The organism is Nakamurella lactea DSM 19367 (genome assembly GCF_000426645.1).
GTDB classification, from domain to species: domain Bacteria; phylum Actinomycetota; class Actinomycetes; order Mycobacteriales; family Nakamurellaceae; genus Nakamurella; species Nakamurella lactea.
Genome location: NZ_AUFT01000001.1, coordinates 487405 through 509713, shown reverse-complemented (window position 1 = coordinate 509713; position 22309 = coordinate 487405). Strand labels below are relative to the sequence as shown.

Sequence of the window (22309 nt, the reverse complement as noted above, 5' to 3'; positions counted from 1 at the left end):
CGCCGCGCACGCTGCCGACTACCTGGTGCCGAACATCCCGGTGAAGGTGAACTGCAGCACCTGTTGTCCGGCCCGGTCGCCGGAGGCCACCGCGGCCCGCCCGATGATCTCCACCAGGCCGAGCCCCGGTCGGCTCGCCGAGACCCTGGTCGAGCTCACCGTGAGCGAGCAGGCCAGCTCGTCACCGGGGAAAACCGGTGCTGTCCATCGCAGTTCGTTGCCGCCCGGTGAGCCGAGCGAGGTCGAGTCGACCAGCACGGCGTCGGCGTACGCCCGCATCCACAGCGCGCAGGTGAACCAGCCACTGGCGCTCAACGCGCCGAACACCGAGGCCGCGGCCGCCCGTTCGTCGAGGTGGAAGGGCTGCGGATCAAAACGTTTCGCGAACGCGAGCATCTCGGTGCGGTCCACAACGGTGCTGCCGAGGTCGATCTGCTGACCGGGGGTAAAGGATTCGTAGTCGTAGTGCATGGGTCCATCCTGCGCCGGTGCCTGAGCGGCGCGGCACCCGCCACCCCGGTTCACCGGCTGGTCGGCCCGGAGTTGCACACTGGACCCTGATGGTCGCCGTCATCGGAACGGTGTCATCCAACGAGCGGAGAAATGGCACATGTCGGACAGCACACCTTGGATCGCGGCGATCCGCGAATCGCACCAACAACTGGCCGCCGCGCTGACCCCATTGGACGGTGCGCAGGTCGAGACCGAGTCCTACGACGACGGCTGGTCGATCGCCCAGGTCGCCTCGCATCTCGGCAGTCAGGCGGAGATCTTCGACCTCGCTCTGACGGCCGGCCTGAGCGGCTCAGCTGCACCGGAGATGGTGCAGTTCAGGGAGATCTGGGACCGCTGGGACACTACCGAACCGGTCGAGCAGGTGCGACGCAGTCTGTCCGTCGACGACGCGCTGGTCTCGCGTTTCGAGCAACTCACCACCGCGGACCAGGAGAAATTTCGGGTGCAGCTGTTCGGTTCTGACCTGAACCTGGTCGATCTGCTCGGAATGCGGCTCGGGGAACATGTCGTGCACACCTGGGACATCGCGGTCGCGCTCGACCCGTCGGCAACCCTGTCCGTCCCGGCGGTAGAGCTGCTGATCGACACCATGCCGGAACGGGTCGCGCGGCTGGGCAAAGCGACCGAGACCGGTGACGACATCGCCATCGATACGCAGGCGCCCGATCGGGAGTACACCCTGACGACCTCGCCCGAGGTCACCCTGACGGCCGGCGGAGCCCGGACCGGCCAGCCGCTGACGTTGCCTGCGGAGGCGTTGATCCGGCTGTTCTACGGCCGGCTGGATGCCGAGCACACGCCGGCGTCCGTGGCCGGCGACGAGCGCCTCGGGGCTCTTCGATCGGCGTTTCCCGGCATCTGAGCGCGCTCGTATGCTGATCGGACCCGCCGGCTGCTGAAGGAGTGTCGATGACCCGACAGCGCCCCATCCCGCCGCGGTGCCCCGCCCCACCGCAGCGTCCGACACCATCGCAGCGGCCGGTCGATCGGCAGCCCGCTGCGGTCCCGGCGGACGTGCTGGACGCGGTGGCAGCAGGCGGCGCCGATGACGCCGGCGGCCTCGACGTTGCACTGCTGGGTGACTTCCTGCCGGTCGTCGTGCGGGCCGCTGCCGGCGGGCGCCGGCTCGGCAGGACCCAGATTGCCCGGTTCAGCGCCGCCGGGAAAACCGCTGCGGCACAAGGGGTAGCGCTACGAGCTTTGCTGGACCTGTACCTGTCGGCGGCCTGGCGGCTCTGGGACCACCTGCCGGAAGTGATCGACGCGGCCGCCGATCCGGGTGGCGTGGTGCGGGCTGGTCGGGCGGTCCTGCGGGCTACCGACGATGTGGTGGCAGCCCTCGCCGAGGGATACCAACTGGCCCGCCGGGAGCTGATCAGGGCCGAGTCGCTGGCTCGCCGCGAGTTCGTCGACGATCTGCTCAACGGCAGCAGATCCGGTGCGGCGCTGATCGAACGGGCCGCCGGCTTCGGGCTGACGCTGGCCGGATCCCATGCCGTCGCCGTGGTCCGCGCGGCGGCGCCGTTCGCCGACGAGAGCCCACTCAATCGCGACATCGAACGGTCGTTGGCCGGTACCAAGGCCGATGCCGATGCACTGATCGCGACCAAGGACGGCCGACTGGTGGTGATCTTCGCGGCGCCGGACCGAGTCGCCGTCCGCGAGGTGGTCGACCGGATCACCCGGACCCTGCCCGCGCGGCCGGCGGCCGGACCGGGGGACTGGCAGCTGGGGGTCGGTCGGCCGCATCCTGGCGCCGCCGGGGTGCGGGAGTCCTTCGACGACGCGCTGGAGGCGCTGGACCTCGGCGGGCGACTCGGCAGCGATCCGGCGGTGGTCGATGCTGCCGATCTGCTGGTGTATCGGGTGCTGCTGCGCGACCAGGCGGCGATCCGGGACCTGATGGATGCGGTGTTGACCCCGATGCTGGCGGCCCGCGGGGGAGCGCAGCCGCTGATCGACACTCTCTACGGATACTTCTCGACCGGCGGCAACAACAGTGCGACCGCCAGGGCGATGCACCTGTCGGTGCGGGCCGTCAGTTATCGGTTGGACCGGGTGCAGCAGCTCACCGGGTACCGCCTCGACGATCCGGTACCACGCTTCACCCTGCACACCGCCGTGCTCGGTGCCCGGCTGCTCGGTTGGCCTGCTCGCCCGGTGTAACTGCCGAGCTTCGGCAAGCTGGCGGACGACTATCGGCCGAAATTCGACCGGGCATTCCCAAGATCGGCAATGCAGACTGGAATGAAGCGCCGACTGGCGCCGCGCACCTCGTTCCCGTCCGCAGTCGGTTTCGCAAAGGAATCCTATGAACGTCCCACTCTGGGCCTGGGCGGCCTTCGGCGCCGTCGTGCTGGTGATGCTGGCCGTCGACCTGCTCGCCCACCGTAAGGAACACGTGATCGGCTTCAAGGAGGCCGCGATCTGGAGCGGTGTCTGGGTCGGCGTCTCGCTGATCTTCGCCGTGGTTGTCGGGCTGACCCTCGGCGGCGGTGCCGCCGTCGACTTCACCACCGCCTGGCTACTGGAGAAGTCGCTGTCGGTGGACAACCTGTTCGTCTTCGCGCTGATCTTCGGCTACTTCAAGGTTCCGAGGCAGTACCAGCATCGGGTGTTGTTCTTCGGTGTGCTCGGCGCCCTGATCTTCCGCGGTATCTTCCTGGGCCTGGGCGTGACCATCGTCAGCAAGTTCGCCGCGATCTTGTTCGTGTTCGGCGCCATCCTGCTGTACAGCGCCTGGAAGCTGATCTCCGGCGACGACGACACCATCGATCCCGGCAAGAGCATCGCGGTCCGGCTGCTGCGCCGGATCTGGCCGATCACCGACGACTACCGGGGCGCCAAGTTCTTCGTCAAGGAAGCCGGAAAGCGGTTCGCCACGCCGCTTCTGGCCGTGGTAGTGGCAATCGAGGCGGCCGACCTGGTGTTCGCCGTCGACTCGGTACCTGCGGTGCTGGCCGTCACCGACGACGCCTTCATCGTCTACACCTCGAACGCCTTCGCCATCCTTGGCCTGCGGGCGCTGTACTTCCTGCTGGCCGGGATGTTGGAGAAGTTCCACTACCTCGGCAAGGGCCTGGCGTTCATCCTGGCCTTCATCGGCGTCAAGCTGTTCCTGCAGGCGGGGCACAAGGTGATCAACCCGGCGATCCCGGAGATCCCTTCGCTGGTGAGTCTCGGGGTGATCGTGGTGGCGCTGACGGTTGCCATCGTGGCCAGCATCCGGTACCCGAAACCGCCGACGGACGACGATCCGGCGTCAGGCCCAGCGCCGGTCGGCCCAGCGTTCGACCAGGCCGAGCAGCGCGTCGGTGAGTTTTCCGATCACCGCCAGCAGCACGATGGCCAACAGCAGTCGGTCGGTGCGACCGTTGTTCTGGGAGTCGGTGAGCAGGAAGCCAAGGCCCATCGAGGAGGCGATCAACTCGGCGGCGACCAGGAACAGCCAGGCCTGGGCCAGCGCCAGCCGAAGGCCGGAGAAGACCGCGGGTAGCACCGCGGGTAGCTGGACCGTGGTGAGCAGCCGGACGCCGCGCAGGCCGAAGGCGCGGGCGGCCTCGACCAGCTGACGATCCACGTGTCGCAGCGCGGTAGCCACCGTGGTGAACACCGGGAAGAAGGCGCCGATCAGGATCAGGGTGACCTTCGAATCCTCACCGATCCGCATCCACAGCACCAGCAGCGGGACCCAGGCCAGCGATGGCACCGCGCGGAGCGCACCGATGGTCGGCCCGAGCAACGCGGACGCCCACGACGAGAGTCCGACCAGCGCGCCGACGGCCAGGCCGAGCGCGGCACCAAGGACGAAGCCGATCAGCACCCGTTGGACGCTGATCTCGATGTGCGGCCAGAGTTCTCCGCGTTCCAGCAGCTCTCTCCCGGCAGCCAGCACGGCGCCGGGAGAGGGCAGCTGCACCTCGCTGAACACGCCGAGGCTGGTGGTGAGTTGCCAGGCGAGCAGCACCAGCAGCGGGACCACCGCGCCCAGCGTGGCCCGCACCCAGGCCCGGCCGAGCGGCCGGCGCCGTCCGGTGTCGCCGAGACCGGCGCCGTCGAACTCGCTGTCGTCGATTCCCGTCCGGTCGACAACGGCCCCGTCGATCACGGTGCCGTCGGCTTCGGCCCCGTCGACCGTTGCATGGCCGGAGCCGGTCCCGCCGCCGGGTTGCCGACGGGGTTTGGTCTCGTCGGTCACGACGAGATCGATCCCGGGTCCGCCGCTTCCACGAACTTCGGTTCCAGCAGTGAATCCAGGGCGGTGTCGACCTTCTGCTGGTCGCTGACGTCGCCGAGCTCGACGAAGACCGGGCCGATCTTCTCCAGCACGGCCCGCTCGGCCGGACCCGGTTTCGGGTCGACATCCAGGTTGCTGCGCTCGTCGATCACCGTGCGGGCCACCGCGTCGTCAAGACCGGCGACCTTCGCCAGGATGCCCGCGGTTTCCGCCGGGTTCGCCTGCGCCCATGCCCTGGCCTTCTCGTAGGCGTTGACCACGATCTGGGCGGTCTCCGGTTGGTCGTTCAGGAAGCTCTCGGTGGCGTTCAGGAACCCATAGCTGTTGAAGTCGACGTTGCGGTAGAACAGCTTGGCGCCCTTGGTCTCCGCGTTCGCCATGATCGGGTCGAGGCCCGACCAGGCGTCCACCGAACCGTTCGCCAGCGCAGTCCAGCCATCCGCATGCTGCAGATTCTGCACGCTGATGTCCGAGGCCGTCAGACCGGCGGTGGCCAGCGATTGGATGAGGAAGAAGTACGGGTCCGTGCCCTTGGTCGCGGCCACCGACTTGCCCTTCAGGTCGGCGACCTTCGAGATGCCCGAGTCGGCGGTGGTGACCAGCGCCGCCCACTCCGGCTGCGAGTAGATGTCGATCGTCTTGATCGGAGAGCTGTTGGCACGGGCCAACAACGCAGCCGAGCCCGCGGTGGACGCGATGTCGGCAGCGCCGGAACGAAGGGCCTCGTTGGCCTTGTTCGAGCCGGCCGACTGGATCCAGGAAACCGTGACGTTCTTGTCCGCCAACGACTTCTCCAGCCAGCCCTTCTCCTTCAGTACCAGGCTGAGTGGGTTGTAGGTGGCGAAATCGATGGTCAGGGTCTTCGCCGTTGCGCCGTCGCCGGAGCCCTCACCGGAGGCGCAAGCCGTGAGGGTGCCGGCGGCAAGCAACACAGCGGTGGCTCCGACCAACGTGCGCAGCCGGATGGTCTTGCGCGGATGCAGGTTCATCTCGTTCCTTCGGGATTCGGTCGGCGCAGCGCAGCGCGGCACCGGGATGGGGGGAGTGGCAGGGTGAATCGGGGTCGGTGACCGGGATCAGTGCCGGTGAACGCCCAGACAGTCGAGCAGGTCGTCGCGCAGTTCGGCGGTCGCGACCGGGTCGCGACGAAGGGTCTCATCGATGTCGACGCTGCGCAGCACCGTCGAACCCGGTCGCCGGTCGGCAGCCGGCCCGAGCACCACAACGGTGTCGGCCAGCCGAACTGCCTCGTCGACGTCGTGCGTCACCAGCAGCACGGTTACCGGTTCGCTGCGGTGGACGTCCAGCAGCAGATCCTGCATCTTGATCCTGGTGAGCGCGTCCAGCGCGCCGAACGGCTCGTCCAACAGAAGTACGCCCGGCCGGCGGGCGAGCGCGCGGGCCAACGAGGCCCGTTGCGCCATGCCGCCGGAGATCTGTCGCGGCCGTTGATCGGCGGCCTCGCGCAGGCCGACCAGCTCGATCAGCCGGTCGACCTCCTCGGTCCCCCCGCCGCGCGGCAGGCCGATCGCCACGTTCGCGCGGACCGATCGCCATGGCAACAGCCGGGCCTCCTGGAAGGCCACCGCGCATCGTGGATCGAACGCGCGCACCGGATCGCCGCCGATCGTCACCTGACCGCCGGACGGTCGGTCCAGCCCGCCGGCGATGCGCAGCAGGGTCGATTTGCCGCAGCCGCTCGGCCCGAGCAGCGCGACGATGGATCCGGCCGGGGCTTCGATGTCGATGCCGCGGAGTACCACCCGGCGGTCGGGCCCGGCGCCGAACACCCGAGAAGCCTGGTGGAAGGCGACCGGCAGCGCGGGAGCGGCGGCGCGGGCGTTCGGATTCGGCTGACGGCGGCCGGCCGTGGCCGGCTCACCGCGTTCGACGACAGTACTCACGAGTCACTCCATCGGCCTTGGCATTAGCACCCTGCAGTTCCAGGGTTGCTGCGGCTTCACCGAGCCAAGTCTCTCGGCCGCTCCGGATGGTGCGCCGATTATGACCCACGGACGGCCGTCGAGTCCATCAGCGGGGACCGTGTTCCCAAGGACTGAGAAACGGGTGGGTGTGCTGAACCGGCCCACATCGGTCGTCATCGGTCGTGAGCAGGCCCGATGGGTGCGGGAAGACCTGGTCACCCGGTCAGAAGGCGAGTTCGAGCGCCTGCGGCATCCGCGGCGCCGGCGTTGCGGTGATCTCCCGGCGCTCGTCCTCGGTGATCAGACCGACGGCGGCCAGCACTCCCGCTGAGCGGTGCCAGCACGTCCTGGCCCGCTCGAGGTCGTCCGGGCGGGCGGTCGACCGGCGTTCGTCAGCCCGTTGCTGCAGCGCGCGGCCGAGTCCCCATAAGTGTTCGGCCACGAACACACTGTCGGCCAGGCCCTCGGCCCGGTCGATCTGAAGAGCACGTTCGAAGCCGGCGATGGCGGCATCGAGATCTGCTGCCCTGCGGTCGATCTCGGCCAGGTTCCCGGTGGTCACGGCAAGCTTGCGACCCAGGTCGAATTTCTTCGCCGTCGCCTCCGCCTGGAGGTTGGCCGTTCGTGCCGCAGCCAGATCGCCACGTCGAAGATGGCACAGGCCCAGCTCGATCAGGACGCCGACCTCGCCGGATCGATCACCGGATTCGCGTCGCAGTACCAGACTCTGCTCGATCACCGTGAGGAGTTCGTCGTGCCGGTCGAGGCCTCGCAGGGCGCTGGCGACCGCCATCAGCCCGTGCGCCTCGCCCACCCGGTCGCCGCCACGCCGCCAGGCGGCCAGCGCCCGCCGGCCGTGCTCCAGCCCATCGGCCGGGTGGCCGGTGAAGCACAGCAGCACGGCCAACTCTTGGTCGGCCTGCGCCCGGTGCGTCGGATCGCCGGTCGTCCGGGCCGCGATCTGCATCGAGCCGGCCAGCGCCAACGCCTCACGCCAATGTCCGAGTGCCTGCAACATCGGGCGCTGGGCGGTTGCGAGCGCGATGACCAGCGCGGCCAGCTCTGCGGACACGGTGGCCGCCATGGCGGCGACGTCCACCATCGCCGGCAGTTCGGCGCTGTACCACGAGCGGGCGGCTGCGGCGTCGGCGAAGGCGACCGGATCGCTGCTCAGCGTCGTCGGCAGGTGTCGCCACTTCCACGGATTGCGTTCCTGCAGGTGAGCGGTGGCCCCGATCGCGGTGGCCAGATACAGGTGCAGGATTTTGCGCAGTGCTGCAGGCACGTCCACCGCCGGCCGGCCCGACTGCGCCCGCTCCCTGGCGAACAGCCGCAACAGATCGTGCAGGCGGTATCGGCCGCCGGCCACCGGCTGGATCAGCTGGGCGTCGACCAACTCGTCCAGCAGGCACTGGGCCGGCCACTCGGTCGTTTCGGCCAGAGCCGCGACGAGCGGCACGCCGACTTCCGGTATCGGCAAGGTACCCAGCAGGGCGAACAACTCGGCACCGGTCGGGGACAGCTCGGCAGAGCTGAGCGCGAAACTCCGTCGAACACCCCGGTCCTCGATCTCGAACTCGTCAAGGCGCTGGTCATCGCCGGCCAGCCGGCCGCGCAGGGTCTCCACGGTCCAGTGCGGGCGGCCGGCAAGTTTCGCGCCGGCCAGGCAGATAGCCAGCGGGAGACGATCACACCAGTTGACGACCTCGGCCGCTGCCGACGGTTCGCTCGCGACCCGACCATCGCCGACGAGTGCGCCGAGCAGCTGCACTGCCTGCCCCGCGGACAGCTCGCCGATCCGCCGGCGATGGGCGCCGTCCAGGGTTGGGAGCGGCCGGCGGCTGGTGATCAGCACGGCGCAGGTCGCGCTGCCGGGTAGCAGCGGGCGGACCTGGGCCGCGTCGGTCGCGTCGTCCAGCAGCAGCAGTATCCGCCGACCGGCCAGCAGCGAGCGGAATCTGGCGGCCACCTCGTCGATCGGACCGGGTGGCAGCTGGACGGCCGGGGCCAGCGCCCGCACCAGCCGGCTGAGTGCCTCGTTCGGTTCCAGCGGCGTCATGCCGGGCGTGGCACCGCGCAGATCGAGGTACAGCTGCCCGTCCGGGAAATGGTCGGTCAGCCGGTGGGCCGTGTGCAGGGCAAGGGCGGACTTGCCCACCCCGCCGGGCCCGGTGACGATGGCGAGACCGGGGGCCTGACCGCCGGTGAGCAGCGCGGCGACCAGATCCTCGACGTCCTCGTCGCGTCCGATGAAGGCCGCAGGGGCGGCCGGCAATTGGGCGGGACCAACTGATTCGGCGGTGCGTGGTGTGTCGGCGCTGTCGGCCGGCGCATCGGCTGCGCCGTCCGGTGCGGCGCCGCCGCCCGCCGCGGCCCCGGCCGGTCCGGCTGTCTGCGCCAGGATGGACTGTTGCAGCGCCCGGACGGCGCGGCCCGGTTCCACCCCGATCTCGGAGGCCAGCTGTCGGCGGGCGGTGCGATACAACTCGAGCGCGTCCGACGATCGTCCGGCGCCGTGCAGCGCCGTCATCGCTTGCGCCAGGAAGTGTTCCTGAAGCGGGTGATCGGCGACCAGCGCCAGCAACTCGGGGATCAGGGCGCGGTGCCTATCCAGCGCCAGTTCGCAGTCGTAGCACTCCTGCAGCGCGACCAGCCGCAGTTCGTCCAGCCGGGCGGCCTCAACGGTCAGCGGCCCGACGTCTCTCAGCCCGTCGAAAGCGTTGCCCCGCCACAAGATGAGCCCGGAACGATAATCGTCTGCGGCCCGCGGCAGGTCACCGTTCTCGCGGGCCGCTCGACCGGCGGTGACGGCCTGTTCGAATAGTGCCGCGTCGCTGCCTCCCGGATCGCCGTTCCACTGGTAGCCGCCTGGGTGGCTGACGATGGTCTCGGCGCCCAGATGCCCGCGCAGCCGGTGCACGAAGGTCTGCACGTTCGCCCGCGCCGAGGCCGGCCGCCGGCCCGGCCAGAGGATCTCGACCAGCCGATCGACGGCAACGGGGCCGTCCGGATGAGCGAGCAGAACGGCAAGCAGCACCCGCTGTTTGGCAGACGCGATGGGCACGTCGGCGCCGTCGCGAGTCACCATCAGCTGGCCCAGCACGCCGATCAGCACCCGGTCCGCGGTCACCGGCCGAGCGTATAGCGGCGATCGAGTCGCCGTGTAGCGCGCTTCGTCAGGATCGCAATCTCATTCGAACGCCGATCCGGAGGACCGATGCACGCGGACGTGCTGATGTTGCTGATGGTGGTGCTGGCGGCCACCGGTGCCGGCTGGGTCGACGCGGTGGTTGGCGGTGGCGGCCTGGTCCAGCTCCCGGTCCTTCTGCTGGCCTTCCCCGGTATCGCGCCGACCACCCTGCTGGCCACCGACAAGCTGTCTTCGATCGCCGGCACCGCCACCGCGGCAATGGGTTTCGCCCGACGCACCAGACTTCACTGGCGGCTCGCCGCGCCCGTCGGCCTGCTCGCCATCGCAGCTTCCGGTCTCGGCGCCACGCTGGCCGGACTGGTGCCGCCGGCGGTCTTCCGGCCGGCCGTTCTGTTGGTGTTGCTGGCGATCGGGGTGCTGGTGGTGCTGCGGCCGACCCTGGGTTCCGGCAGCCGTCCGCATCGCCGGTCGGTGGGCCGGGCCGTGCTCGCGGTAGCGGTGCTGGGTGCCGTGCTGCCGGTCTACAACGGGATGATCGGTCCGGGTACCGGTTCAATGATGTTGATGACGTTGACCGCGCTGTGGGGACTCGATTTCGTCATCGCCTCCGCCACTACCAAGGTGATCAATCTGGGATCGAACATAGGAGCCCTCGTCGTGCTGGCCGCCCACGGCCCGGTGTTCTGGGTGCTGGGGGCCGCGATGGCGGCGGGCAATATGGGCGGCGCCTGGCTCGGTACCCGGACCGCGTTGCGGCGCGGCACCGGCTTCATCCGGATCGCGTTGTTGTGTGTGGTCTCGGCACTGCTGGTCAAGATCGGCATCGACCAGTTCGGCTGAGGCAGCTTGAAACTACGCTCCGGCGGTCGCCAGAGCTGCCGGGCGGCGGCGGCGGGCGTCACCACCGGAAATGGACGAAGACCCGGCCGAAGTTGTGGGAGTCCTTCTCCACCCGGTGGTACAGCGCGCGGATCTCCTTGCGCTGCAGGAATCGCAGCACGGTCTTCTTCAGCTGGCCGGATCCCTTGCCCGGGATGATCTCGACGAGCTTCGCCTTCTTCGCCACCGCCTCGTCGATGATCCCGCGCAGTGCGCGCTCGATGTCGTCGCTGCGGTTGTAGATGTCGTGCAGATCGAGCACCAGCTTCATCGGTCCATGGTGCCCTTTCGGGCGCAAAATGTCGGCGCGGAGGTGCCGATCGGCATCCGGGAGGACCTGATTCAGGCTTCGCCCTCGGCGAGGTAGAGCAGAGTGGCCCGGACCCGTGGATGGGTGCCCGGATCACCACCGAGCCCGAGCTTGGTGAAGATCGAGTTGATGTGTTTCTCGACGGCGTGGCGGGTGAGTACCAGATGGTCGGCGACCGCCGCATTGGTGTGGCCCTGGGCAATCTGAGCGAGCACCTGCAGCTCCCGCGGGCTCAGCGCGGCAAGCTTCCGGTCGCCGGCTCTGGTCCGGATCCGGACCAGCGCCTGAACCACCTTGGGGTCGATCGCCGATCCGCCGTCGGCAACCTCCCGGACGGCATCCAGCAGATCGCCCAATCGCGCCACCCGCTCCTTCAGCAGGTAGCCGCGTCCCTGTGTCCCGGCCTCCAGAAGGGTTCGAACGTAACCGATCTCGATATACTGGCTGAGCAGCAGGACTCCCATGCCGGGGTGCGTCACCCGGCAGTGCTCGGCCAGCCTGATGCCCTCATCCGCCAGACCCGGCGGCATCCGGATGTCGGTGAGCACGACGTCCGGCCGATGGCTGTCCACCGCCTCCAGTGCCTCGGGCAGGTCCTGACAGGCGGCCAGCAACCGGACCTCAGCACTGCCGGAGAGCATGCGGGACAGGCCCTCTCGAATCAGGAAGCTGTCGTCGGCGATGACGACCGAGATGCTCACCGCTGCACCGTAGGTGCCGGATCGTCAAGGCCAACGGCGGTGCCGCGCGGTTCGGGGATGACGGGTGGGGTGGTCCGGGGCGGCTCAGCGGCGGGGTGATCGCCGGGATCGGCGTGCTGGACCCGGACGCTGACCGTCACCGACGCGTGGTCGACGGTGGTCTGCAGGCTGCCGTCGAAGGCTGCCATCCGATCAACGACCAGCCCGGTCCAGGCGACGACCTCGGCCTGCTCCGGCGCCGGGCTCATCGCCGCGACGACCGTCACGATCGACATCGTTCCCTCGGCCCGCACGCTCGCCGACATCCCGCGACCGCCGGCCGTGCCGAGAATGTTCAGCAGGCTGACGACGCAGAAATACAGGCACGCCTGCAGTTCCGCCGAACCGCCAGCGGCGGGGTCGACCGTCATTCGTACCGGCCAACTGGCATCGTCGGCCCAGCCGGTCAGCGCGACCGTCAGCCCCGCCTCGGCCAGTCGGGGCGGAAACAGCCCACGCGAGATCTGCCGCACCTCGTCGAGCGCCTCGCCGGCCGCCGCCGCCGCGAGTGCGGCCTCCGGAACGTGTGCCACGGCCGCGTCCAGGTGGGGCAGCACCCTGGAGGTGATCTCCCGGCGGAATCGGCGCTGCTCCTCGCGCTGGGCGCCCAGCAGCCGCCGGGTCGAGGCATCGATCTCGGCGGTGACCTGCTCCAGCTCGGCCCGGCGCCGGCGGAGCGCGTAGGTCAGCCGGACCGTCGCCAACGCGGTGCCCGCTGGTGCGGCCAGCCGATTCAGTTGCCGGCGGTCGCCGGCGCTCGGCCCGCCGTCCACTCGTTCCACCTCGATCTCGCCGACCTGATCGCCGAGGTGACGGACCCCGATGGTCAACGAATCGCCGCGCGACGCCGGCAGTTGCGGCCACACCTCGCGCCACTGCTCGTCCGGCCCGAGCCAGAGCCGGACCTCCGTCCGGGAGCTGTGCGCGACCCGGCCGACCGTTGCGGCCAGCTGCGGAAGCACGTCGTCGACGGGCATGGCGTCGGCCAGCCGGTCCAGCAGGTCGCGGGCCTGGGCATAGCCCGATGCACGACCGCGGTAGACGACCCGGTCCGCCAGCCGGTCCACCGGACCCCGCAACGCCCAGAGCACCCAGGCAGTCGCCACCGTGGCAGACAACGCGACCCACAGCGGCATCCGGACGATCGGAAGCGAAGTGCTGGACGCCAGTACCAGCGCACCCACGGCATACACCAGCGCCGCGATCGAGAATCGGAGCGCCATCACCACCAGGACCCGTTGAACGGCAGCCGGTTCCGGCGCAGACCGGGGCATCATCGCGAACCCGCCGTTCCTCGCACCGGTAGCTGGCCGACGATCCGGGTTCCGCGGGCAGCGGCCGATTCCACGGCGATCCAGCCGCCGATTCGGCCGACCCGCTGCGCCAGTGCGGCGAGTCCACCGCCGGTGCCCGCCGATCGCGGGTCGATGCCCGGCCCGTCATCGGTGACCGAGAACCTGAGGTCGCCGTCGGCGCAGTCCAGCCGGACAGTGACCGTGCATGGTCCGGCGTGCTTGGCCACGTTCTGCAGGGCCTCGGTGCAGCAGAAGTAGCAGGCGTCCTCGGCTGCGCTCAACGCCGCCGGGTCGGCGCCGGCCAGTCCGGCGAGGTCGACGTCGACCCGGACGGTGGCGCCGGACGACCCGATCAGCGCCGCGTTCCGCCGCACCGCCGCGGCCAGCCCGCCGGCGAGCGCCGACGGCCGGGATCCGATGGACAGCGCGGCGATCTCCCGCCGGGCAGCGGTCAGCAGCGAGCGGGTGGCGGCCGGATCGGGGGCCTGCAGGGCGATCAGCGCCGCCACCAGGTGCTGCTGGGCACCGTCGTGCAGGTTCCGCTCGAGCCGCTGGCGTTCGGCATCGTGCGCGGCGATCAGCGCACGTCGCGCGCCGCGCAACCGCGGGGCCAACGCGGCCAGCTCATCGACGTGCGCCGCCAACCGCTGGACCAACAACGAGTTGTGCAGCAATAAGCCGGCGTGGTCGGCGAGATCGGCCAGCAGTCGGCGATCGGTCGTGCTCAACGGCTCAGCGGCTTCCACCGCAAGGGCACCGAGAGTCATGCCCCGGTAGCGGATCTCGACGGCGGCGTCCGCGTCGAGCAGCTTCGTCAGCGCGGCGCCGGTCGGCAGCTCGCCGGCGCCCGCCGATCCATGCACCGACGCCTGCACCCGGACCTTCGCACGGTCATCGGGGGCTGGCGCGGCCGATACCGGGACCAGCCGGCCGCCGTCCGAGGCGTACAGCACGGCGGAACTGACCCTGGTGGCCGCCACCGCCACCTCAGCGACCTGTTCGAGGCCGCCGACCGCCGAGAACTGCTGTAGCCCGGTCAGCAGCTGGGACATGGCCTCGGACGGGCTGATCCGTTGTCCGTAGACCACACGGTTGGCCCAGCTGCCGGCCGCCCGGCGCAACGGTTCCATCGCCACCGCGGTCGCCGACAGCACCAGCACCGACCACCAGAGGCCGCCGCCGGCGAACTGTGCCCCGATCGTCACCGCCAGCACGTACCCGGCGCTGATCGCCGCCGCGAGGGTGCCGTAGACCAGCACCCGTCCGAGCAACCGGTCGATGTCCCACAGCCGGTACCTGACGACCGCGGCAGACAACACCAACGGAACGATTGCGAAGACCACCGGGAACAGATTCTGGGCCGTGTCCGCCGCCGCGGCCGACGTCTCACCGACCCGGGAGGCCACTGCGGCCACGGACCAGAACAGCGACAGCGCCAGCGCGGGAAGTAGAGCGGCGCACATCAGTCGGGCGGCCGCGGCGTCCGCCGGGCCGGTGTCCGGGTCTCGCAGGCGCAGTACGGCCGAAGCCACTCCGATCAGTGAGACGCCGATGCCGAAGAACACCACGAAGAACTGCGGGTGCGACAGAAAACTGCTCCGCCAGCAAATGACGGCGACGCCCACCGTGACGCCGAGCGCGGTTGCCCGCCGTGCCGCGGCCGACAAGCCGAACCGCCCTGGCAGGCGACCGTCGGGGAACAGCAGTACTGCCCAGACGTAGCAGAGCCCGGACACGATATGAAAGATGAAGTGCAGCAGAGCGATCGACCAGGGGCTGCCGGTGATGTGAAAGGCCCGGTGGCTCGGTTCGTTGAACGTCGCGGCCGTGCCGACCAGGGCGAAGGCGAGCAATCTGGGTACGGTGGCGTCGGGTCGGCGAATGGCCAGCAGCACTCCGAGCCCGCCGTTGAGCAGACTGAATCCGTACTGCAGCAGCGCTTGCGAGGCCGGCACGGCGGCCATGTCCGGATCGGGACGAAGGATCCGGCCGGCCGCTGCCGCGACCGGCGAGCCGCCCGAGGCCAGCGACTCCAGCGTTGTCCGGAACACCGGCCAGACAGTGGCGAGCGTGGGTAGGAGCCCGAGCGCCAGCCAGCAGGCCAGCCCGCACGCATAGAGGGTGAACACGACCCGAAAGAGTCGAGTCCGCGGATCCCTTCCCGCCACGTCGAGGCCGCCTTCGCCGAGAGAGCGCCGGCCGCCCGGGTCGCGCCCCGGCACCCGCTCGGAGCACCGGCCGCTGCTGCCGACGGAATCATTGTGCGCCTGGATCGCCGTCGCGTTACACCTTCTCGATCAGGTCGACAGCGCTGGACGCTCCGGTGGCGCTCAGCGATACCCCGTCGGGCAGATGTCTGCGCACCCGCCAGCGGCCTGATCGGAACGGACGGAACCATTGACAACCGGCCCGAGGCACTGCTAGACCGTAAGCGCTTAACTAACGTAAGCGGTTACGTGAGGAGCTCGACGATGGCGTCAGCAAGGGCGACGATCTATCAGGTCGCCCAGCGCTGTGGCGTCTCGACGGCCACCGTCTCCCGAGCGATGAGCGGTGGCGCGGGGATGTCCGTCGACACCCGTCGACGAGTACTGGCGACGGCGGCCGAGATGGGCTGGGTACCGAACGGCTCCGCAAAGGCGTTGGCCAGCAACCGGACCGGCATCCTGGGTGTGCTGTTCCACGACCTGGACTCCGGGAACGACCCGTTGCTCGACTCGCCGCTGTACCTGGACCAGGTGTTGCGCGGCGCCGAGCAGGCGACCACCGGGGTCGGCGATGCCCTGTTGATCGCGGCCACCCGCGGCCGGTCCGGCCGCGATCTGGCCTATTCGGTCGCCGGTAAAGCCGATGGCCTGGTGCTCTTCGCCCGCAGCCTGAACCGGGCGGACACCCAGGCTTTGGCCAGCATGGTGCCGATCGTCACGGTCGGGCGGGCCGGCTCCCGATGGCCGCACGACGACATCAGCGTCGACAACAGGGGTGGCATGCGGAACCTGGTGGAACACCTGCTCGAGCAGCACGGGCTGCGCCGGCTGGCATTCGTCTCCGGGCCGCCGCGGACCCCGGACTCGATAGCCCGGTTCGCCGGCTTCCGGGACGCGCTGATCGCCGCCGGACTGCCGGCCCCGGACAAGCCGGACGCCGACGGCGGCTTCACCGAATCCGGTGGCGAACAGGCCGCCGAGAGCATCCTGACCGGCGACCGGCAGGTGCAGGCGATCGTCTGCGCCAACGATGAGATGGCCATCGGCGTCAGGGCCGTCCTGGCCGCGCGCCGGCTCCGTACCCCGGCCGACATCGCCGTCACCGGGTTCGACGACATCAGCGCGTCGCGGCATCTGAGCCCGAGCCTGACCACCGTTCACCAGCCGATGCACGAGGTCGGGAGTCGGGCCATTTCGCTGTTGCTGCAACGGCTGCGTGAGCCGACGAAGCCGCGGACCTCAGTGGTGCTGGCTACCGAATCGGTGATCCGGCGCAGCTGCGGTTGTCGACGCCCGCCCGCCCGGCCTCCCGAGCGGAGCATGTCGGACGGTCTCCGCCGTACCCGGAGCAGCCGAACCCCTACCGAGCAGTGAGAGTCGAGAACAACCATGGACCACAGCGCCGAGACCGACGACCTGCAGGCCAGGGCGGCCAAGCTGGACTGGGAGCGCCGCATCTATCGCCGGCTCACCGATACCAGCACCGCGGACCCAGCCGGCCGGCTCGACGCACCCGCGGATCTGACGGCGACACCCGGCGCCGGGCACATCCGGCTGAGTTGGCGACCTGTGACGGGCGCGGCTGGGTACCTGATCGAACGCACCGAACCCGACGGCCGGGCTCACCTGCTGGATCACGGCGGCAGCGATGTACCGGCCGTGCCGGGCACTGAATTCGCCGACACCGGCGTGGACGACGGGGTGCCGTACGGGTACCGGGTGTCCGCGGTCGCCGGCGCCGATCTGCCCGCCTGGGAGTGGAGCAACGCGGTGGTCGGCGCGACCAGCGGCCGGCCGGCCGGGCCACTGCGGCTGGCCGTCGACACCGGCACGGTCGTCGACCGTCTGCAGCGGGTGTGGTGGATGGCCGGCTCCGAGCGATTGACCCAGCTGACCTTCGGTGACGACGGCAACGGCAACCAGATCGGGCCGGAATTCGCCGAGGCCCTGACGATCGCCAGGGCCGACCTCGGCGTTGGCGCGGTGCGCGCCCACGCGATCTTCCACGACGACAACCAGGTGGTGACCAGGGCGGCCGACGGCACCCTGAACTTCGACTTCACCCGGATCGACACGCTGTACGACCAGATCCTGCAGCTCGGCATCCGGCCGGTGGTGGAGCTCTCGTTCATGCCGGCCGCCTTGGCCCGGGACCCGGAGCAGACGGTCTTCGTCTATCGGGGGATCATCTCGCCACCGTCGGACTGGGCGCAGTGGCGCGGGCTGGTCACGGCGTTCGCCGACCACCTGGTGCGGCGGTACGGCATCGACGAGGTGGCGACCTGGGGGTTCGAGGTCTGGAACGAGCCCAACCTCGAGGTGTTCTGGGCCGGCACACAGCAGGAATATCTGAGGCTCTACGACGAATCGGCCGCCGGCCTGAAGGCGGTCGACGAGCGGTTGCTGGTCGGCGGTCCGTCGACCGCGGCGGCGGAGTGGATCACCGCCCTGGTACAGCACACCCGCGACCGCAACGTTCCGCTGGATTTCGTCAGCTCCCACACCTACGGCAACATGCCGCTCGACACCCGACCGGCGGTCGCTGCGGCGCCCGAGGTCGGCGACCGGGTGTGGTGGACCGAGTGGGGCGTCGGCTCCACCCACTTCGGCCCGGTGCACGACAGCCCGGCCGGCGCGCCGTTCGTGCTGATGGGCTACCGCGCCGTCCAGCACCGCCTGCAGGCGCTCGCCTATTGGGTGGTGAGCGACCACTTCGAGGAGCTCGGACGGCCGGAGTCGCTGTTCCACAACGGATTCGGCCTCCTCGGTATCGGCAATCTGCGTAAGCCGCGTTACTGGGCAGCACATCTGGCCGCGCAGCAGGGCGACCAGGTGCTGGCCGGCGACCTGACCGGAGACGGTGCTGAGGTGCTGGTTCAGTCCTGGGCGACCCGGCACCCCGACGGCACCATCGATCTGCTGGTCTGGAACGGCACGGTCAACTCTCAGGTGATGCACGGCGACAGCCGGCTGCACCGGACCGTCGACATTCGACTCACCGGGCTGGCCGCCGGTGCACATCGGGTTCAGTTGAACCGGATCGACGCCGACCACTCGAATGTGATCACCGCGCTCGAGCCGGGGACCCGCTGGCCCGACGCCGAGCAGTGGGGGCGACTGCACCGAGCCGACGAGCTGTACTCCGAGCGATTGCCGGACCTGGTGGCCGGGACCGCCGGCGAGGGGCGACTCACCGTCGACCTGCCACAGCCAGGAGTGCTCCGACTCCGACTGTCGCCACCCGCCGATCCGGCGCCAGACCAGGAAACTCTGTCCGAATCCGATCGAAAAGAGGACCCACGATGAGATCTCTCCATCGACACACGGCCGCTGCGACCGCGGTGGCCGCCGCCGTCGCCCTGGTGGTCAGTGGTTGTGCCGGTAGTGGCAAGGCCGCGCAATCCGCCGAGTCCGCGTCATCAGGGGCGGCCGGATCCAGCCCTGGTTCGGGCGCATCGCCGGCCGCTTCCGGGTCCGGCAGCGCCAGCGGTGCGAGCGCAGGCGGTGTCAAGCAGGGCGGCACCCTGACCATCCAGGGCGACTCCGGCAACCCGACCCTGGTCGAGAACTTCAACCCGTTGGTACCCACCGAGCTCGGCGGCACCCGGCTGATCTACGAGCCGCTCGCCATCGCCAGCACGGTGGACGGAACCTTCACCCAGTTCCTGGCCGCCAGTCAGAAGTTCACCAGTCCGACCACGCTGGAGTTCACCCTGCGGGACGGGGTGAAGTGGAGTGACGGCAAGCCGTTCAGCGCCGCTGACGTCACCTTCACCTTCGACCTGCTGAAGAAGTATCCGGCGCTGGACACCACGGGCGTCTGGACCCAACTGTCCAAGGTCGAGAGCAAGGGCAACATCGTCACCGCCACCTTCAAGGCCCCCAATGTCCCGTTCGAATCCACCGTGGCGCAGGTGCCGATCGTCCCCGAACACCTGTGGTCCAGCGGACTTCCCGCCGATCCGTCGAAGTTCGCCAACACCAAGCCGGTCGGCACCGGGCCGTTCACGCTGTCCAGCTTCGCGCCGACGTCGTACACCTTGACCAAGAACGCCGATTACTGGAACGCCGCGAACATCGCGCCGAGCCAGGTCGACTATCCGGCGCAGTCCAGTAATCAGAGCACCAATCAGCTCAACGTGGCCAGCGGCAAGTTCGACTGGTCGTACAACTTCCTGCCCAACGTCCAGCAGACCTACATCTCGCGGGGCGCGAACCGCAGCTACTGGTTCCCGCCGGGCGGCACCATCGGGCTGTTCCTGAACCTGACGAAGGAGCCGTACAACGATCCCAACTTCCGCCAGGGCATCTCCCACCTGCTCGACCGGGACACCATCGCCAAGAAGGCGGTGAACGGTTACCTGGGCGCGGCCAGCACCACCGGGCTGATCCTGCCGAACCTGGAGAAGTGGCTCGACCCCAGCATTCCCGACAAAGGAATGATCACCCAGGACGCCAAGAAGGCCGGCGACTACTTCGCCAAGGCCGGCTACACGATGTCCGGCGGACAGCTGACCAAGGACGGGAAGCAGGCCGACCTGACCATCACGCTGCCGAACAACTACAGCGACTGGGTGGCGGCGGCCAACGAGGTGAAGGCCGAACTGTCCGCCGGCGGCATCAATGTCACGCTGGACGAGCCGAGCGCCGCGCAGTACACCACCAAGATCCAGAGCGGCAACTTCGACGGTGCGTTCGGCGGCTTCGGCGGCACCGGGGTGCCCTACAACGACTTCAACAACGCTCTGAACTCGTCGTTCGCCGCGCCGATCGGGACCGCGACGGTCAACAATTTCGAGCGATTCAAGAGCCCGGAGACGGACGCCGCGCTGGCCAGCCTGGCCGCGGCAACTGACGAGGCGGCACAGCAGGCTGCTACCAACAAGATCCAGCAGCAGATGTTCACCCAGTTGCCCATCATCCCGCTGTACTACGGCGGCAGCTGGGGCCTGTTCCAGACCACCCACTTCACCGGATGGCCGTCAGCCGAAGACCCGTACACATTGCCGACGCCGTACAACCAGATGTCGTTGTTGGTGGTCTCCAGGCTGAAGGCCGTCGGCTGATCGGTCGTCTCTGGTGCGATCCCGGGAGGGTTGAACGATGCGATACGTGACTCGCAAGGTGGTGTTGTTCGTCCTCACCTTCTGGGCGGCGCTCACCCTGAACTTCGCCCTGCCGCGGCTGATGCCCGGATCACCGTTGGACGCCGCCTTGGGCAATCTGCAGGCGAACGGGGTGCAGGTGACGAACGCGATGCGGGACGCCATGGCGGCCCAGCTGGGCGGCGCCGAGGGCAATTGGCTGTCGCAGTACTTCTCCTACTTGGGGAATACCCTCCGGCTGAACTTCGGGACGTCGTTCTCCTTCCCGACCCAGACGGTGAGCCACACCATCCTGCAGGCGCTGCCGTGGACCGTCTGTCTGGTCGGCGTCACGACCATCATCGCGTTCGTCCTGGGCACCCTGCTGGGGGTGTACGCGGGCTGGCGGCGAGGGACGGCGGCGGACAGCACGGTCACCCTCGGTGCCACCCTGTTCTCCGCATTCCCGCCCTTCTGGTTCGGCATGTTGCTGTTGTATGTGTTCGCCTTCAAGTTCCAGATATTTGCCAGTCAGGGCGGCTACTCGCCGGGGCTGACCCCGAACCTGTCGCTCTCGTTCCTGTCGGATGCCGTGCAGCACAGCATCTTGCCGGCGGTGACGTTGACCGTGACGTCGCTGTCCGGCTGGGTGTTCGGGATGCGCAACAACATGATCAACACCCTCGGCGAGGACTATGTGACCTTCGCCGAGGCGAACGGCCTCAGGTCACGGACCATCGCGCTGCTGTACGCGGCCCGGAACGCGATGTTGCCCAACATCACCGCCTTCGGGCTGTCGCTGGGCGCGGTGGTCGGCGGATCGGTGTTGGTCGAGGGCATCTTCGGCTATCCCGGCCTGGGCAATCTGCTCTACATCGCGGTGCTCAATCACGATTACCCGTTGATGCAGGCACTGTTCCTGGTCATCACCGTCAGCATGCTGGTCACCATCTTCGTGGTCGATCTGCTCTACGTGCGTTTCGATCCGCGGGTTCGGCGGGAGGTGATCGCATGAGCATCACCGCGACAGCGACGCCACCGCCGGCCGACGGGACCGCAGCGGTGACCGGCGGTCCCTCCAGACTGCCCGACGGGCTCACGCCGATCCTGTTCCTCGGTCGGGCGCTGCGCACCCTGTGGAGCAACGGCAAGGCCAGGATCGGGTTGGTGCTGTTGGTCTTCTTCGTGCTGCTGGCGGTCTTCGCCCCGCTCATTGCCAACCATTCACCGACCTCGACGGACTTCGTGCCGTACCAGAACCCGAACGCCGAGAACTGGCTGGGCACCACCGGCGCCGGCAACGACGTGTTCTCCCAGATGGTCTACGGTGCCAGGGTTTCGCTGTTGGTCGGGCTGTCCGCGGGAATCCTGGCAACGCTGGTGGCGGTGACCCTGGGGCTGATCTCCGGATACCGGCCGGGACCCACCGATGAGGTGATCGGGTTCATCACCAACCTGGCGCTGGTGATCCCCGGGCTGCCACTGATGATCATCCTGGCCGCATATCTGCCGAGCCGTTCGGTGTGGACGATCGTGTTGGTGGTCGCGTTCACTTCCTGGGCCACCGGCGCGCGGGTGATCCGCAGCCAGGCGGTGACGCTGCGGACCAGGGACTTCGTCACCTCGGCGGCGTTCTCCGGAGAGCGCATGCTGCGCATCGTGTTCCGCGAGATCCTGCCGAACATGACCTCCTTGGTGGCGGCCAGCTTCTTCAGTGCGGCGACCGCAGCGGTGATGGCCGAGGCCAGCCTGGAGTTCCTCGGGCTGGGCAACCCGGAAACGGTGAGTTGGGGCACCATCCTGCACTTCGCCCAACAGCAGAACGCCCTGCTCACCGGGCAATGGGTGTTGGTGTTCGCGCCGGGCCTGGCCATCGCGTTGCTGGCGGTGTCGTTCACGCTGATCAATTTCGGCGTCGACGCCTTGTCGAATCCCCGGTTGCGGGAGAAGACCTCATGACTGAGC

The 22309-nt window shown here is 69.1% G+C and carries 17 protein-coding genes, 1 pseudogene and 1 riboswitch; of the genes and pseudogenes, 9 read left to right on the top strand and 9 right to left on the bottom strand.

Translation table 11 applies throughout. The features are described from left to right. Nucleotides 1-18: 18 nt before the first annotated feature. The gene (locus K340_RS0102530) at nt 19-471 is read right to left on the bottom strand and encodes a MaoC/PaaZ C-terminal domain-containing protein (RefSeq protein WP_029135540.1); all 453 of its coding nucleotides are present in this window, start codon (nt 469-471) and stop codon (nt 19-21) included. A 139-nt stretch (nt 472-610) separates the two neighbouring features. Between K340_RS0102530 and K340_RS0102525 the strand changes: the two genes are divergently transcribed. From K340_RS0102525 to K340_RS27000, 3 genes and pseudogenes are all read left to right on the top strand, one after another. Then, complete coding sequence (locus K340_RS0102525) at nt 611-1378, top strand: maleylpyruvate isomerase family mycothiol-dependent enzyme (RefSeq protein WP_029135539.1); 768 nt, start codon at nt 611-613, stop codon at nt 1376-1378. A gap of 47 nt (nt 1379-1425) precedes the next feature. Beyond that, the gene (locus tag K340_RS0102520; RefSeq protein ID WP_084613994.1) at nt 1426-2682 is read left to right on the top strand and encodes a PucR family transcriptional regulator; all 1257 of its coding nucleotides are present in this window, start codon (nt 1426-1428) and stop codon (nt 2680-2682) included. A gap of 145 nt (nt 2683-2827) precedes the next feature. Beyond that, nucleotides 2828-3799, top strand: a pseudogene (locus tag K340_RS27000) (TerC family protein); the annotation flags it as partial. Here K340_RS27000 and K340_RS35630 read toward each other — a convergent pair. From K340_RS35630 to K340_RS33760, 4 genes are all read right to left on the bottom strand, one after another. Further along, entirely contained in the window at nt 3779-4591 is an 813-nt protein-coding gene (locus tag K340_RS35630) for an ABC transporter permease (RefSeq protein ID WP_051264957.1), read from the bottom strand. The pseudogene K340_RS27000 and the gene K340_RS35630 sit on opposite strands and share 21 nt — an antisense overlap. 119 nt (nt 4592-4710) lie before the next feature. Beyond that, entirely contained in the window at nt 4711-5742 is a 1032-nt protein-coding gene (locus tag K340_RS0102505) for an aliphatic sulfonate ABC transporter substrate-binding protein (RefSeq protein WP_211229221.1), read from the bottom strand. Nucleotides 5743-5829: 87 nt separating this feature from the next. After that, complete coding sequence (locus K340_RS26990; protein WP_037362238.1) at nt 5830-6657, bottom strand: ABC transporter ATP-binding protein; 828 nt, start codon at nt 6655-6657, stop codon at nt 5830-5832. 5 nt (nt 6658-6662) lie between these two features. Continuing rightward, nucleotides 6663-6750, bottom strand: a riboswitch (SAM riboswitch). A 151-nt stretch (nt 6751-6901) separates the two neighbouring features. Continuing rightward, entirely contained in the window at nt 6902-9808 is a 2907-nt protein-coding gene (locus tag K340_RS33760; protein ID WP_051264849.1) for an AfsR/SARP family transcriptional regulator, read from the bottom strand. An 87-nt stretch (nt 9809-9895) separates the two neighbouring features. On the opposite strand from K340_RS33760, the gene K340_RS0102490 reads away from it, so the two are divergent. Continuing rightward, a complete protein-coding gene (locus K340_RS0102490) occupies nt 9896-10669 on the top strand; it encodes a sulfite exporter TauE/SafE family protein (RefSeq protein ID WP_029135536.1) in 774 nt (257 codons plus the stop codon). A gap of 58 nt (nt 10670-10727) precedes the next feature. On the opposite strand, the gene K340_RS0102485 is transcribed toward K340_RS0102490, so the two are convergent. The 4 genes from K340_RS0102485 to K340_RS33755 all read right to left on the bottom strand — a co-directional run bounded on the left by K340_RS0102485 (nt 10728) and on the right by K340_RS33755 (nt 15182). Further along, complete coding sequence (locus K340_RS0102485; protein WP_029135535.1) at nt 10728-10979, bottom strand: Smr/MutS family protein; 252 nt, start codon at nt 10977-10979, stop codon at nt 10728-10730. Nucleotides 10980-11050: 71 nt separating this feature from the next. After that, nucleotides 11051-11719, bottom strand: coding sequence for a response regulator transcription factor (locus K340_RS0102480; protein WP_029135534.1), 669 nt, complete (start codon nt 11717-11719; stop codon nt 11051-11053). Then, a complete protein-coding gene (locus K340_RS0102475; protein WP_029135533.1) occupies nt 11716-13035 on the bottom strand; it encodes a hypothetical protein in 1320 nt (439 codons plus the stop codon). Before K340_RS0102475 ends, K340_RS0102480 begins: the two co-directional genes overlap by 4 nt. Beyond that, the gene (locus tag K340_RS33755; RefSeq protein ID WP_051264847.1) at nt 13032-15182 is read right to left on the bottom strand and encodes a sensor histidine kinase; all 2151 of its coding nucleotides are present in this window, start codon (nt 15180-15182) and stop codon (nt 13032-13034) included. The genes K340_RS0102475 and K340_RS33755 overlap by 4 nt, the downstream gene beginning before the upstream one ends. Nucleotides 15183-15524: 342 nt before the next feature. Between K340_RS33755 and K340_RS26975 the strand changes: the two genes are divergently transcribed. The 5 genes from K340_RS26975 to K340_RS0102440 are packed head-to-tail and all read left to right on the top strand — an operon-like array spanning nt 15525 to nt 22303. Next, nucleotides 15525-16634: a LacI family DNA-binding transcriptional regulator gene (locus K340_RS26975; protein WP_084613937.1), complete on the top strand. Its 1110-nt coding sequence runs from the start codon at nt 15525-15527 to the stop codon at nt 16632-16634. A 15-nt stretch (nt 16635-16649) separates the two neighbouring features. Continuing rightward, complete coding sequence (locus tag K340_RS26970; protein ID WP_051264844.1) at nt 16650-18566, top strand: GH39 family glycosyl hydrolase; 1917 nt, start codon at nt 16650-16652, stop codon at nt 18564-18566. After that, nucleotides 18563-20326 carry an ABC transporter substrate-binding protein gene (locus K340_RS26965; RefSeq protein ID WP_084613936.1) on the top strand — a complete coding sequence of 588 codons (1764 nt, stop codon included), beginning with the start codon at nt 18563-18565 and terminating at the stop codon, nt 20324-20326. Before K340_RS26970 ends, K340_RS26965 begins: the two co-directional genes overlap by 4 nt. A 37-nt stretch (nt 20327-20363) precedes the next feature. Further along, on the top strand, nt 20364-21359 hold the full coding sequence (locus tag K340_RS0102445) for an ABC transporter permease (RefSeq protein WP_029135532.1): 996 nt from the start codon (nt 20364-20366) through the stop codon (nt 21357-21359). Continuing rightward, nucleotides 21356-22303: an ABC transporter permease gene (locus K340_RS0102440; protein ID WP_029135531.1), complete on the top strand. Its 948-nt coding sequence runs from the start codon at nt 21356-21358 to the stop codon at nt 22301-22303. The genes K340_RS0102445 and K340_RS0102440 overlap by 4 nt, the downstream gene beginning before the upstream one ends. Nucleotides 22304-22309 lie beyond the last annotated feature (6 nt).

What these genes read in the sequence shown, in the direction of transcription:
- K340_RS0102530 (WP_029135540.1), bottom strand. Translation starts at nt 471, where the DNA reads ATGCACTACGACTACGAATCCTTTACCCCCGGTCAGCAGATCGACCTC.
- K340_RS0102525 (WP_029135539.1), top strand. Translation starts at nt 611, where the DNA reads ATGTCGGACAGCACACCTTGGATCGCGGCGATCCGCGAATCGCACCAA.
- K340_RS0102520 (WP_084613994.1), top strand. Translation starts at nt 1,426, where the DNA reads ATGACCCGACAGCGCCCCATCCCGCCGCGGTGCCCCGCCCCACCGCAG.
- K340_RS0102505 (WP_211229221.1), bottom strand. Translation starts at nt 5,742, where the DNA reads ATGAACCTGCATCCGCGCAAGACCATCCGGCTGCGCACGTTGGTCGGA.
- K340_RS0102490 (WP_029135536.1), top strand. Translation starts at nt 9,896, where the DNA reads ATGCACGCGGACGTGCTGATGTTGCTGATGGTGGTGCTGGCGGCCACC.
- K340_RS0102485 (WP_029135535.1), bottom strand. Translation starts at nt 10,979, where the DNA reads ATGAAGCTGGTGCTCGATCTGCACGACATCTACAACCGCAGCGACGAC.
- K340_RS0102475 (WP_029135533.1), bottom strand. Translation starts at nt 13,035, where the DNA reads ATGATGCCCCGGTCTGCGCCGGAACCGGCTGCCGTTCAACGGGTCCTG.
- K340_RS26975 (WP_084613937.1), top strand. Translation starts at nt 15,525, where the DNA reads ATGGCGTCAGCAAGGGCGACGATCTATCAGGTCGCCCAGCGCTGTGGC.
- K340_RS26970 (WP_051264844.1), top strand. Translation starts at nt 16,650, where the DNA reads ATGGACCACAGCGCCGAGACCGACGACCTGCAGGCCAGGGCGGCCAAG.
- K340_RS26965 (WP_084613936.1), top strand. Translation starts at nt 18,563, where the DNA reads ATGAGATCTCTCCATCGACACACGGCCGCTGCGACCGCGGTGGCCGCC.
- K340_RS0102445 (WP_029135532.1), top strand. Translation starts at nt 20,364, where the DNA reads ATGCGATACGTGACTCGCAAGGTGGTGTTGTTCGTCCTCACCTTCTGG.
- K340_RS0102440 (WP_029135531.1), top strand. Translation starts at nt 21,356, where the DNA reads ATGAGCATCACCGCGACAGCGACGCCACCGCCGGCCGACGGGACCGCA.